The 13,660-nt window shown below is 45.3% G+C and carries 10 protein-coding genes; 4 read left to right on the top strand and 6 right to left on the bottom strand.

Annotated elements, in window-relative coordinates; translation table 11 throughout:
* Positions 1-7: 7 nt before the first annotated feature.
* From fhuB to L3V23_RS19360, 4 genes are all read right to left on the bottom strand, one after another.
* Complete coding sequence (gene fhuB, locus L3V23_RS19375) at positions 8-1,975, bottom strand: Fe(3+)-hydroxamate ABC transporter permease FhuB (protein WP_102966940.1); 1,968 nt, start codon at positions 1,973-1,975, stop codon at positions 8-10.
* The gene (locus tag L3V23_RS19370) at positions 1,972-2,904 is read right to left on the bottom strand and encodes an iron-siderophore ABC transporter substrate-binding protein (RefSeq protein WP_102966939.1); all 933 of its coding nucleotides are present in this window, start codon (positions 2,902-2,904) and stop codon (positions 1,972-1,974) included. Before L3V23_RS19370 ends, fhuB begins: the two co-directional genes overlap by 4 nt.
* Entirely contained in the window at positions 2,895-3,680 is a 786-nt protein-coding gene (locus L3V23_RS19365; RefSeq protein ID WP_102966938.1) for an ABC transporter ATP-binding protein, read from the bottom strand. The genes L3V23_RS19370 and L3V23_RS19365 overlap by 10 nt, the downstream gene beginning before the upstream one ends.
* Positions 3,681-3,784: 104 nt before the next feature.
* Positions 3,785-5,890, bottom strand: coding sequence for a TonB-dependent siderophore receptor (locus L3V23_RS19360; RefSeq protein ID WP_102966954.1), 2,106 nt, complete (start codon positions 5,888-5,890; stop codon positions 3,785-3,787).
* Between the two features lie 140 nt (positions 5,891-6,030).
* Here L3V23_RS19360 and L3V23_RS19355 point away from each other — a divergent pair, with 140 nt between their 5' ends.
* Positions 6,031-7,860 carry an ABC transporter ATP-binding protein gene (locus L3V23_RS19355; protein WP_042489761.1) on the top strand — a complete coding sequence of 610 codons (1,830 nt, stop codon included), beginning with the start codon at positions 6,031-6,033 and terminating at the stop codon, positions 7,858-7,860.
* A gap of 143 nt (positions 7,861-8,003) precedes the next feature.
* Here the strand turns inward: L3V23_RS19355 and L3V23_RS19350 are convergent, their stop codons facing one another.
* Positions 8,004-8,321, bottom strand: a complete 318-nt coding sequence (locus tag L3V23_RS19350; protein WP_180980354.1) for a DUF3630 family protein — start codon at positions 8,319-8,321, stop codon at positions 8,004-8,006.
* Entirely contained in the window at positions 8,311-10,146 is a 1,836-nt protein-coding gene (recQ, locus tag L3V23_RS19345; protein WP_102966936.1) for an ATP-dependent DNA helicase RecQ, read from the bottom strand. The genes L3V23_RS19350 and recQ overlap by 11 nt, the downstream gene beginning before the upstream one ends.
* A 314-nt stretch (positions 10,147-10,460) precedes the next feature.
* On the opposite strand from recQ, the gene rarD reads away from it, so the two are divergent.
* The 3 genes from rarD to L3V23_RS19330 all read left to right on the top strand — a co-directional run bounded on the left by rarD (position 10,461) and on the right by L3V23_RS19330 (position 12,987).
* Positions 10,461-11,378 (top strand): EamA family transporter RarD, encoded by a 918-nt coding sequence (gene rarD, locus L3V23_RS19340; protein ID WP_102966935.1) that lies wholly within the window; start codon positions 10,461-10,463, stop codon positions 11,376-11,378.
* Between the two features lie 73 nt (positions 11,379-11,451).
* A complete protein-coding gene (locus L3V23_RS19335) occupies positions 11,452-12,246 on the top strand; it encodes an AraC family transcriptional regulator (protein ID WP_042489768.1) in 795 nt (264 codons plus the stop codon).
* 81 nt (positions 12,247-12,327) lie between these two features.
* Positions 12,328-12,987, top strand: a complete 660-nt coding sequence (locus L3V23_RS19330; RefSeq protein WP_102966934.1) for a LysE family translocator — start codon at positions 12,328-12,330, stop codon at positions 12,985-12,987.
* The last annotated feature ends 673 nt before the right edge of the window (positions 12,988-13,660 follow it).

The following is a 13,660-nucleotide window of genomic DNA, read 5'->3' as shown; positions in this document are numbered from 1 at the left end:
TTTCTTTTTATTTCGTTCGGCTGAAAACTAACAGCAACAAGAAATAACTTCCGCCGAGAATAGCGACGATAGTTCCCGCCGCAATCTGCATTGGATACAGCATCACTTGCCCCAACCAGTCCGCCCAAAGCATTAACGACCCACCCACTAAACTTGCCATCAATAGTTGCTGTTTTGCTTTCTGCGCTCCCAACATCATTGCCATATGTGGTGCGATTAAGCCAACGAAAGAGACTGGTCCCATCGTGGCTGTCACAAGCGCACACAATAGAGCCACAACAATCAGCAGAACTAAACTGGCCGTTTGAGGGCTCAAACCTCGCGCACCGGCAAAACTGCGTCCAATAGAAATCAACGTTAGCCAGCGTGACGTCAGCAAAGCAAAGCAGGACAATCCGACAACGCCGACAGCCAAGTAGAGGCTTTGTGAGGAAGTGACTCGATACGTCGAGCCAGCTAGCCACAGTAAGATTTGATAACTGCCCGCTGTGCCTTTTGAAAGACAGAACTGCACCAAGGCTTCGAGCAATGCTGTAATCGCAATACCTGTCAGAATTAAACTAGAAGGCGCGTACTGGTGGCGCTTACCTAACACCAACAGAGCAATCAACACAATCACACTGCCCAACAGTGCCGTTACCCAGTTGGTGTTCAACATTGATTGACCAAGAAACAAACTGGCAAACACTAAAGCAAATGTCGCTCCGGAAGAGACACCAAGAATGTCTGGGCTCGCTAATGGGTTATAAATCAAACGTTGCAGAATCGTTCCCGCAATTGCCAAACCAATACCAGCAAACAGAGCGGTTAAAGCACGCGGCCAGCGCAGTTGCCATTGGTATTCACTTGGGACAATCCAACTCCAACTGTTCTCGCTCACTTGCAAAAAACTGTGTAGCGCTATCACCACAACAAAAGCAAAAACAAGAAGCGAAACACTGACGGTACTCACATTGCTACGATGATGAGGCAAGTTGATAGACAGCGTGTCTTGTGCTTTTAACTGACGACGGCTAAACCAGATTAACACAGGAGCACCAATCGCAGCAGTCGTGATACCACTCGGTACTACTTCCGCCGTCCATAAGCTTAACCACATAGAAAGCATGTCGGTACACAGCAGCAGCAAAGCACCAAGCAACATACTGGAATACAGCTCCATCTTTGGTGTTCTTGCCCCCATCGCGCGAGCAATGTTTGGCGTTAATAAACCGATAAAGCCAATCACCCCTACCGCAGTAATAGATGCTGAAACCAACCAGATGCCCGCCATCATCAATAACAAGAAGACAGGAATAACCGCCAGACCACGAGCGGCGGCACCTTGATGACCTAATCTCATCAAAGTCAGAATTCTGGGCGCTATGATTAATAACGGAATAGCGACAGCTAAACGAGGAAGCAGCCACTCTAGCCATTCCCAACCATTCTGCGCTAAATCACCAGCCCCCCACATAAATACGTTTTGTGCGAACTGTTCATTAAGCAAAATGATCGCGGTGGCAATAGAACCAAGAAGGATATTCACGACCATGCCGGACACCACTAATGGCAAGCCGGTCATATTGTTAACGCCCGTGATGAGTACAATCACACCGAATGCACACAATGCGCCGACCATTGCTGCAAGCGCACTGTAATCGGCAATTAAATCTGGAAACCAGATATTAACGATGATTAATGCCAACCAAGCACCGGAGGAGGTGCCCAGTGTCAGTGGTGAAGTCAGAGAGTTCTGAGTCAGCTGCTGCATTAGGCTACCCACCAGACCTAACATCGCGCCAACGAGAACAGTGATCGCCGCCCTTGGCAATTGGGCATAGAAAAAGTTGAAGTCCGCAAACTCTTGCGCTTCAGTGGCTAAGGTTGCGAGGCTCCACTGCATCGACAAACTGAGTTCGTTGCCGATCTGCAAACTCAACGCTGCCGCCAGCAGCACGAATAAACCAAGCAGGTTTAAATGACCAAACCTCATGACTTTGGCGCAACCTCAAGCAAGCTATCGGTCAATGCTTCAGCGGTATAAAGTAACGACATGGCACCACCGTAACTCCATACGGTACGAACGGCATTCACCTTACCGCTACGCACAAAAGGCATCGCTTTCCACAACATGGATTTATTGAGTTTCTCTTGTTCTGGGAATGGCAAGATATAGAGCACATACCCATCTTTCACGTTCTGTAATTCATTCAAGCGTTTTTGCACGATACCCCAAGGTGTGGCAGGCTGAGGCAACGCCGCTTTTAAGCCTAACTGTTCAATTACGTATTGAGTGCCAGAGTTGTCACCATACAAGAACACAGACGTATTACTGGCAAAACGCATTGCGACAACCGATGGCAGCTCTTCGCCGAATGCCTGATGTAACGATGTGCTTAATTGCTTAAATCGCTCATTCATTGTATCTAGCTTTTGCTGTGCTAATTCTTGCTTACCAAATAACACCGCCAATGTTTTGAATTGCTCAATAGCCACCTGAGCTGACTGGTCTTGCTGACCATAGTTCGACAGATAAACAACCGGAGCAATACCTTCAAGAGTCGGAATCAGATCCTTCTGTGGAGAAGCAGCAATAATCACATCCGGTTTTAACGCTGAAATTTTATCGAGATTAGGCTCGGCGCGAGTACCGATATCTTCAACGCCAGCAGGGATAGCTGGTTGAGCAACCCATTCAGTATATGAAGGCAAATTTGGCGCACCGACTGGTGTGATATCAAGCTCTATAACCTGTTCTAGCAAGTCCCAGTTCAGTACAACGACACGTTGCGGTGATTCGGAGAAGACTTGTTCACCACGGCTGTCTTGAATATGAATGTCAGCCACAGCCTGACCACAGAGCAATAAACTGAAGAGTACAACTAGGCTTTGAGATGCCTTTTTTAGGTTTTTTAAGCACATACGATGGCGACCTTATTGGTTTTAGATTCAGCAGCGGGCTGCGGGTGTTCAATCAATTTGATGGGAGAATGGTAAAGCTCTGATAGACGCTGCTCATCAAGCAACAATTCCGCCGCACCTTCAAAAGCTATTCGCCCTTGTTTTAGCGCCACAATATGAGTGGCATAGCGCAGAGCCAAGTTCAGGTCATGAAGAATCACTATGATTCCACAACCTTGTGTTTGATTTAATTCAGCCAATAAAGCCATCAATTGATATTGATGATGTACGTCTAGCGCCGAAGTAGGTTCATCAAGGATCAAAACCGGCGATTGCTGAGCAAGCAACATCGCAACCCAAGCTCTTTGACGCTCACCTCCAGACAATTCATCAGCAAGCGTATAAGCGAAATCCGTAACTCCTGTTTTGGCAATCGACTCATCAATAATGGTTTCATCTTCGGCTTTCCAGCGCCCAAGAGCACCCCGCCAAGGGAAACGCCCTAAACGAACCAACTCACGAACCGTTAAGCCCGCAGAAGTAGGCAATTTTTGTGGAAGAAACGCGACGGATTTAGCTAACTCTTTTGCGGCTAAAGATGAGAGAGATTGTCCATTTAACTCAACGAAACCTTTGTCGGGCGCTTGCTGCCCTGACAAAAGGCTGACTAAAGTCGACTTGCCTGAACCATTGTGTCCGAGCACAACCGTTAACTCATCGGTGGGTATGTTCAGTGAATCCACAGACAAGATGGTTCGCCCACCTCGTACCATTTCAACACATTGTAAATGATACATTTCTCTCTCCCTGATTCTGGGAATTCTCAAACAACAAATCCTGCAGAAGCAGGAATAAAAAAAACAAAAAAACTCACTCCCTTAAGAGAGTGAGTTTAAAAGGGTTACCAACGGTAATTCGCGCTTAGCACAACACTACGAGACTGACCGTAGTAGCACCAATAGTCACAACCTGAGATGTATTCTTTATCAAATAGGTTATTAACATTTAACTGTGCTTGCCAAGCCTTCGTTATGTCGTAAGACGCCATCATATCGACTAGCGTAACGCTTGGAACCGTTAAGTCACTCGATTTAGGGTTATCTTTTGACTCACCGATATAACGAATACCAGAGCCAAATTTCCAACCGTCAAGTCCCACTTTGTTTGCATCAAAATCTAACCATGCAGAAGCCATATGTTCAGGTATCAAAGCAGCTTGTTTCGTCCCTTTTCCTGACGTTTCATCAGTTTCGGCTTTAGTGTATGTATAGCTCGCAGTTAGCTTCAGACTATCAGTTAGGTATCCTGTCGTTTCAATTTCAACACCGTGAGAAGTAACTTCACCGGTTTGAGTTGCCACATAAGTCGTTGGATTAGTAACTAAAGCGTTCTTTTGCGTCATATCAAACAACGCCAAATTTATATAACCATTGTAAAAACTTGGTTCGTATTTAATACCAACCTCAGCTTGGTCACCCTTCAGTGGCTTATATAAATCTCCAGTCGCACTATCGATTGTGCTCAATACATCAAATGATTGTGAGTAACTCACATAAGGAGAAAGCCCCACGCTAGAGATATACATTACACCGGCATCTAGCGAAAACTCTGAATCATTACGGCTTTCACGCTGAGAATTCGAAACGCTCTCGTTATCCGTTTTAACCCAGTCAAAGCGACCACCGATTGAAGCAATCCACTGGCTATCAAACTTGATTTGATATTGACCGTATAAACTGGCTTGTTGCTTGGTAATATCACGATCTGCTGCTGAAGATTCGTCAATTGCGGTGTAGTTGCCGTAAACAGGATTAAATGGGTTAATACTACCAAAGCTATAGTTATCAGCTTCAACACCATCAGTTTTATGATGCTGTAGTTCTAAACCAAGTAAAACTGTGTTGGCAATGCGTGATGATTCCCACTTAGCAATGGCATTGTTATCCAAGCTAAAGCTTTCTGTTTTTCCGTCACGAAAAACTAGACCTTGATATAAAGTATCTGTACTTGGATCTGAGTTCATAAATGAATAACTGCTGCGCAGATACAGCTCGTTGTATCCGTAGTTAAACGTCTGCGTCAGCGCCCATTCATCATTTAATTCATGCTCAAGAATGTATCCCGCAGACACTTGCTTACGCTCATATTTATCGTAATCAGGCTGTCCCAAGTTGGTTGATGGATCAATAGAACCAAAATTTGAATCCGTTAAAGTCCCTGCAGCAGGGAAAAACGGGTTAGTTGGAATACCACTATCTTCTAAGTAGCTAGTCAGCAAGGTTAAATGGGTACGCTCGGAAATATCGATAGCCAGACTTGGAGCAAGATAAAAACGACGGCTTTCGGTTCCGTTTAGCTCACCATCATTCTCTTTCATTAGGCCGACTAAACGGTAGCGTACAGAACCATCTTCGTTTACATAGTCAGAAATATCCAAAGATAAAGTACGAAGACTGTTGTTACCGACTTGAACACCTACATCTCCTTGAGGGACATCTGTCGGTTTCTTCTGCACAGCATTCACCACCCCACCCGGAGGCGCTTCACCATAAAGGATTGATGCAGGACCTTTAAGTACTTCAACTTTTTCTAAACCATAGGGCTCAAGCAACCAAGTGTAGTAACTGTTTTTGAATAAACGGCTTCCATCTAGATAGGTCGCGGCATCAAAACCACGAACTTTAATCCAGTCAGTATCGTTATCTGCACCATACGGTTGAGACGCTACGCCAGAGGTATAGCGAAGTGCCTCATCCAGTTTTTGAGGCGCGCGATTGACCAAGTCTTGTTGTGTTACCACAGAAACAGATTTCGGCGTCTCCTGCGCTGGCGTGTCAACTTTCAGCGCAGAAGCAGTAACCACAATGGTCTCTACTGCTTGAGAATCTTTTTGAACAACCTCTTCTGCCAATACGCTTTGGCTAGTAAGAAGTGAGAATGGCACCAAGCTAAAACAGAGCGCAGTGCGGATTGCTTGTCCGAGTCTAGTTGGGCGTATCGTTACCATAATTGGAACCCCCTGCTGTAAAAGTTTGAGAATAGTTTTGATTATCATTATTATGCGTACGGCATTTTACTGATAAATACCATAATTGGAAGTGCAAATACGAAGCAATCTCAATTTCATTAATATAGGTCAAATAAAACATGTTCCAATGGTTTGAAAAACTTACCGAGGCATTTCCCAGAGAAGAACCTCAAAAGCCTCCAAAAACCTTGTTTGCTTTTTGCCGTCATTACACTCGTGGTTTTGAAAAACCATTACTGATCATGTCGCTACTCAGTGCCTGTGTTGCTATCGCTGAAGTGACGCTTCTGCGTTATATGGGTGAGTTGGTTGATATTCTCAGCAGCCAAAAACCAGAGACTTTTTGGGCAGACCAAAGCGGCCGCCTCTGGTCGATGGCGATTCTTGTCGCATTAGTGATGCCGTTGCTGGCATTTCTGCACTCCAACATCATGCATCAAACATTGCTCGGCAATTATCCGATGTCGATTCGCTGGTTAGTGCACCGCTACATGCTCAAACAAAGCGTGGGCTTCTTTCAGAAAGATTTCTCAGGGCGTGTTGCCACTAAAGTGATGCAAAGTGCTCTTTCTGTGCGTGAAACCGTAATGAAGATGGTCGACGTACTGGTGTACATCTCGGTCTATTTTGTTTCGATGATTTGGATGATGGGCGAGTCCGATATGGTGCTGATGCTGCCAATTTTGATTTGGTTAATTACCTACATCCTCATTCAGCTCTACTTCATTCCAAAAATGAAGCAAGTTGCCACCGAACAAGCGGATGCTCGCTCCGTCATGACAGGCCGCATCGTCGATAGCTACACCAATATCACGACAGTAAAGCTATTTTCCCATTCGCAACGTGAAATGGATTATGCCGAAAGCAGCATGAAGCTGTTTTTGAAAACCGTTTATAAACAGATGCGCATGGTGACGTGCCTGCTATTTAGCGTGGATGCTATTAACTACTTGTTGCTGTTTTCCATTGCAGCTCTATCCATCAACCTTTGGTTGGATAACGCGGTTACCGTGGGTGTGATTGCGGTCGCGATTAGTATCGCGTTGCGCGTTCAGGGTATGTCTAAGTGGATCATGTGGGAAGTAAGTGCGTTGTTTGAAAACATTGGTACGGTTGTCGATGGCATGAACACCATCTCCAGCGATGTTGAAATCAAAGACGCTGCCAATGCGCCAGAACTAACAGTGACACAAGGCAAAGTCGAATTTAACCAGGTCGATTTCCATTACAGCGAAGATAAACCCGTTTTCCAATCTTTGAATCTTGATTTAAAACCGGGTGAGAAAGTCGGGATTGTTGGTCGTTCAGGTGCCGGTAAATCGAGTTTGGTTAACTTGCTATTGCGCTTTTACGATGTTCAGTCCGGCACAATTTCTATTGATGGGCAGAACATAGCGGCGGTGACACAGGAGTCTCTGCGTCAACAAATCGGTATGATCACGCAAGATACTTCACTTCTGCACCGTTCGATTCGTGAAAATATTCTTTATGGTGATCCAAACGCCGATGAAGAGGCTCTTATCTGCGCAGCCAAACAGGCACATGCTCATGATTTCATTATTGATTTGAAAGATGAACAAGGTCGCACGGGTTACGATGTGGAAGTAGGTGAGCGAGGCGTGAAGCTCTCTGGAGGTCAGCGTCAGCGTATTGCCATAGCGCGTGTACTACTGAAAAACGCGCCGATACTGATCATGGATGAAGCAACATCCGCATTGGACTCAGAAGTGGAATCTGCGATTCAAGAGAACCTTGAAGTGCTGATGGAAGGCAAAACGGTTATTGCCATCGCGCACCGACTATCAACCATTGCTGCGATGGATCGCCTTATCGTGATGGATAAAGGTCAAATCATCGAGCAAGGCTCACATCAGGAGCTACTTGCTCAAAATGGGGTATACGCTCAGTTGTGGACACACCAAACTGGTGGGTTTATTGGCGAGGAATAATTCTCACTGATTTTAGACTGCGCATTAAAGTGAACGGGTATCAATAAGCAAACCTTATTTGCCATGGACGGCAAATAAGAGCTCCAAGGATGGATTTATGCGTGTTTGCGTTTGCTACCCGTTCGCAACCATCAACAGGATATTTATCGAGAACAGGGAATTCCGCGAGCTAACAAGCCGGCAATGAAATCCAGTTCTTCTTTACTCTGACCTTCGCCCAACGCTTCTAGCCACACACATTCACTGTAGTGCTCAGCGCGCAGCATCAATCGACAACCTTCAAAATCAATCAGCCATGAATGCAGATCGGCATCCTGTTGCTTCTCGACTGCTGTTGCAGACAGCAAGGTAAGTAAACACTCACCCATGGCAGGAAAACTATCAAACTCAAACGCCTGAGTTTGAACAATCAGTCGACCTTCTTGTGCCAGATATTCCTTTAAACCGAACTCAGCCATGATGGGTTAAATGCTCCTGAATCAAATCTAAGAATGGGTCGGCGTATTTTTCCAACTTTCGCTGACCAACACCGTTGACTGCCAACATTTCACCGTAAGAGGTTGGCAGAATCTCCGCCATATCAATTAAGGTTGCGTCACTGAACACCACGTAAGGTGGCAAACCGTCTTCATCCGCAATGGATTTACGCAGTTTACGTAACTTGGCAAACAGCTTCTTGTCGTAATTCTTGCTCGAAAGCTTATCGGATTTGGCAGCGCGAACAGCAGTGTCGAGACGAGGAACCGCCAGCTCTAACGTCATATCTCCACGCAAAAGCGGGCGAGCTTCTTCAGTAAGTTGAAGGGTCGAATTTCGAGTGATGTTTTGGCACAGCATGCCTTTATGAATTAACTGGCGGAAAATACTCACCCAGTAATCATGGCTGTGGTCACGACCAATGCCATAGGTGGAAATTTTATCGTGACCATTTTCGCGCACGCGAATATTTTGCATGCCACGCAGCACTTCAACCGCATAACCAATACCGAAGTTTTGATTAATACGATAAACACACGACAGTGCTTTGCGCGCTTCATCTGTCGCGTCAAAGTGCTTTGGCGGATCAAGGCAGATATCGCAGTTGCCGCAAGGCTTTTCACGATACTCACCAAAATAATTAAGAAGAACCTGACGACGACATGTCTGCGCTTCAGCAAAGTTACTCATCGCTGTCAGCTTATGGGTTTCAACCTGTTTTTGCGGTCCTTCGTCTTTCTCATCTAACATACGGCGAAGCCAAGAAATATCCGCAGGATCATAAAGCATCATCGCTTCTGCTGGTAAACCATCACGACCGGCTCGCCCCGTTTCCTGATAGTAAGACTCTATATTTCTTGGAATATCAAAGTGAACCACAAAACGTACGTTCGGTTTGTTAATCCCCATACCAAACGCCACAGTCGCAACCACGATCTGAATATCATCTCGCTGAAAGGCTTCTTGCACATAGGCACGTTCATCGACCTCTAACCCAGCGTGGTAACTGGCCGCGCGAATATGGTTGTTGCACAACTTCTCAGTCAACATCTCAACTTTTTTACGGCTGCCGCAGTAGATGATTCCGCACTGCCCTTTTTGCGTGCCCAAGTAACGAATAATTTGAGAAACCGGTTTGTGTTTTTCAACCAAGGTATAGCGAATATTGGGACGGTCAAAACTGCCCAGATAGATATGAGGCTCAGTCAGGTTCAGTCGATGCAGAATATCGCTACGAGTGGCGTCATCGGCGGTCGCGGTCAGCGCCATAATTGGCACATGAGGGAATAACTGCTTTAGCTGACCCAACAACGCATATTCAGGACGGAAATCATGCCCCCACTGAGAAATACAGTGTGCTTCATCCACCGCAATCATCGACAGAGGAATATTATGCAAACGCTCGATAAACTCGTTAGTGAGTACTCGCTCGGGAGAAACATAAATCAGCTTAACCAGTCCCGCATGCATACGGTTATAAACACTGATTAGCTCTTCACGGGTTTGTGTCGAATTCACACACTCCGCAGACACCCCGTTAGCTTTTAGTTGGTCGACCTGGTCTTTCATCAGTGAAATCAGTGGCGAAATCACCACAGTGACACCAGAACGAACCAAGGCTGGAATTTGGTAACAGAGTGATTTACCACCGCCGGTCGGCATGATCACAAGGCTGTCATTACCTTGAATTGCGGTATCTATGACTTCTTGCTGACCGTCTCTGAAAGTTTGATAGCCGAATACGTCACGCAAGACATCTGTCGCAGTCAACGGTGACTCTGAATGTTCAGCAATTAAAGTGGCGGTCATGCAAGCTCTCAGTGATGGGTAAATCCTATGATGCGTTAGCATCAAATTAGCCCGATATTGTAGAGACGTTTAACGGTGAATAAAACCGCTAAATGTATAAGAGAATGGTGAACTCGAAGTCGCAGTAAGAAAAGTTCGACAAATCAGAGGTTCTCCCAGATGAGTGTTAAATATCACTAGCCGATAATTCCTTAGCTGCACAGTCGGGTATTTTGTGTATATACTGCAAACTCCTTTCGAAACATTCTGTAATACCTCGGTAAATGCTGCCATTTATAACTAGGTATCGAACAACTCTCAATCGAGAATAAACAATGACTCCAGAAGAGCAAACAAACGCTAAAAAAGGCGTATTACTGGCTATCGGTGCCTACACAATGTGGGGTATTGCACCGATATATTTTAAAACCATTACTTTCGTTCCTGCTCTGGAAATCCTAAGCCATCGCGTTATTTGGTCGTTTTTCTTTTTAGCGATAATCATCCATTTTAGTCACCAATGGCGTAACGTTGTCAGCATTTTCCAGTCAAAATCTAAGATGTTATATCTGATTGCTACCGCTCTACTCATCGGTGCCAATTGGCTGATTTTCATCTGGGCAATCAATGCCAACCACATGTTGGACGCAAGCTTGGGCTATTACATTAACCCTCTGATCAACGTTGTATTTGGTATGCTGTTTCTCGGTGAACGATTACGTAAACTTCAGTGGTTTGCAGTAGCGCTGGCAGCGATTGGCGTCGCGATTCAAATCGTTGTATTCGGCTCTGTACCTGTGGTCGCGTTTGCGCTAGCCATCAGTTTTGCCTTTTATGGCTTATTGCGTAAAAAAGTGAGTGTGAACGGTCAGACAGGCCTGTTTATTGAAACCTTAGTGCTGATACCAGCCGCTTTGATTTATCTGGCTTGGTTTGCCGACTCAGCCACCAGCTCAATGACCAACAACGAATTTAACCTTAATGTACTGCTGATCAGCGCCGGTATCGTCACTACATTACCTTTACTCTGTTTTACGGGTGCAGCGACAAAACTCAAACTGTCGACCTTGGGATTTTTCCAGTACATAGGTCCAAGTTTGATGTTCTTGTTAGCCGTGCTGATTTACGGAGAAGCGTTCTCGACCGATAAAGCCATCACTTTCACCTTCATCTGGGGTGCGTTAGTGGTGTTCAGCTATGACGGTTTGACCCAAGGCAGAAAGCGCTCTGCAACTATTGTTGCAGCCAAGTGATCGTTTTTTACAAGACATTCCTATAGCGACTGGTTAAGCTTGGTGAATTGCTGTTTATTTCGCCAAGCTTAATATGGACAAAATCCTCTATTCATCAACTCAACATCAAGGGATAAGTTTGATCGAAGCTGATTACCATCAGTTCGCTTTCGATCGTCACTATCACTTAGATTTTCACATTGGGTTAATGACCAGCGGACAGCAAAAATTTTCTCATCAAGGTACTCAACACAATGTCGGTTACGGTGACATTATTGTTATGCCGCCAGATGAACTCCATGACGGCAGCTCTATCTTAGATACAGGCTATCAGGTACGCGTCTTTTCTATTGACCCAACCTGGTTTACTGATAACCTAGAGTTCACGCAACCAAGTGACATGTTGAGCTTTAAACAGCTCATCATTAGCGATCCAAATCTGTTTGCCCCTCTTGCTCAATTACATCAAAAGCTCATGCAACCGAACTTGAGCCAACTCGCGCTTGATTGCCTTCCTTATGAGGGTTTGGGTGGATTAGTTGAACGTTATGGTGCGTTAAAACAAAAGGCAGCCATCCCACTTGGAAAGCAATCACTGGCTACGCTGAAAGAGTATCTTCTTGCGCATCTTGATCAACCTGTCCGCTTAGAACAACTCGCGAACCTTTGTTCACTCAGCCCGACTCAGTTTCAACGCCATTTCAAAGCCCGCATGAACATGACTCCATACGCCTGGCTCACTCGATTACGTATAGAACAGGGGATGAAGTTGGTGAAAAGTGGCTTGTCTGGTACTGAAGTCGCTATGCAGGTGGGCTTCTACGACCAAGCACATTTCACCAAAGCTTTTAAACACTGCTACGGTATTTCTCCATCTGCAGTAAATTAAACGTTTCACACTGTCAAAAATTTACAAGCCAACTTAGATAGCTCAAGGCACAATCTCTTCATTCAAAGTAGGAGTTTTTATATGAATGAAGCCAGCATCCTTATCACTCTAGCCGGAGTGCATTTCGTCGCACTGATGAGTCCGGGTCCAGATGTCGCCTTAGTGGTGCAAAATGCCACTCGTTATGGCCGTCAAACTGGTATTTACATCGCGCTTGGACTCTCTTTCGGCATACTGCTGCATTCGCTTCTTAGCATTACCGGTATCAGCTATTTGGTTCACCAACAGCCCGTCTTGTTTGCTTTACTGCAGCTATGCGGAGGCAGTTATTTACTTTACCTAGGCTTTGGAGCGCTGAAAGCCACTATCGCTAACTGGAACTCAGCAGCAGAGATCGCACCCGCAGATAAAAATGCGCTGTTATTGAGCAATAAGAAACAGGCCTTTTCCCGTGGATTCATGACAAATATCCTGAACCCGAAAGCTCTGGTTTTCTTTGTAAGCTTAATGTCGACGCTGGTTCCGGCAAGTATGTCAGTGACGGGGAAAGGTTTTGCGCTGCTAATTTTATGGGGATTATCTCTGACTTGGTTTGCTTGCCTTGCGTGGATGCTTTCCACTGAACGCCTACAAACAAAGCTCAACCAAGCTAGTCGCTATATTGATTTACTGTGTGGCGTGATTTTTTCGCTGATTGGCCTCACTATTCTTTGGCAGTCACTGACCAGTTTCATTCACTAAAATATCGTTAAGCTGAATTTAAATTCACTTATAGTGCAAATTAACCCAACACAAACAATAGCGGATCACCCCATGACCTTGTGCGAGATCTCTCACAAATAGATGGGGAAATATCTCTTTCTACACTAGAAAAAAGATGCCCAAAACAATTAAGTAAATGATTTTTATAAATAAGTTACTTTTTAGCCAGAAAATATCAGCATGCAAACGATTTCTTTGCGTTGCTGAATGCCTCCTAGTCGGTAATATTAACCCTGTCGGAAGGATGCTGACACGGAATGGATCGCTAAGGATAGTGAACTTCAGGATGAAGTTACGGTTGTTCAGGATGAATAATCGGCATGGAAAGCAAAATGGACATTGAACGGACTCATTCGTTACTAGGATGGTAGCGACAAGGGAATGGCAATGGACACCTCTGGATGAGGAAAGGACTTAACATCAGGATGATGTCAGGGACACCGCTCAGGGAACAAGTGATGTGAGCTAACGAGGATTGTTAGCAGATCAGGAAGATCATGGACACCGCTAGGATGGCGATGAAAGGATTGCGCTGAAGGAATACAGCACACTTATCAAGGAATAGATGCAGGGAGCACCTATTAGTAGCTGGATTGCTGCAAGTAAGACTATAACCCCGAAGGGCTCGCGCCCTCGGGGTTTTTCTTTTTCT

The organism is Vibrio sp. A1-b2, from assembly GCF_021726015.1.
Lineage (GTDB): Bacteria > Pseudomonadota > Gammaproteobacteria > Enterobacterales > Vibrionaceae > Vibrio > Vibrio diazotrophicus.
The sequence above is the reverse complement of the archived record's forward strand: the minus strand, read 5'-3'. Positions and strand labels throughout refer to the sequence as shown.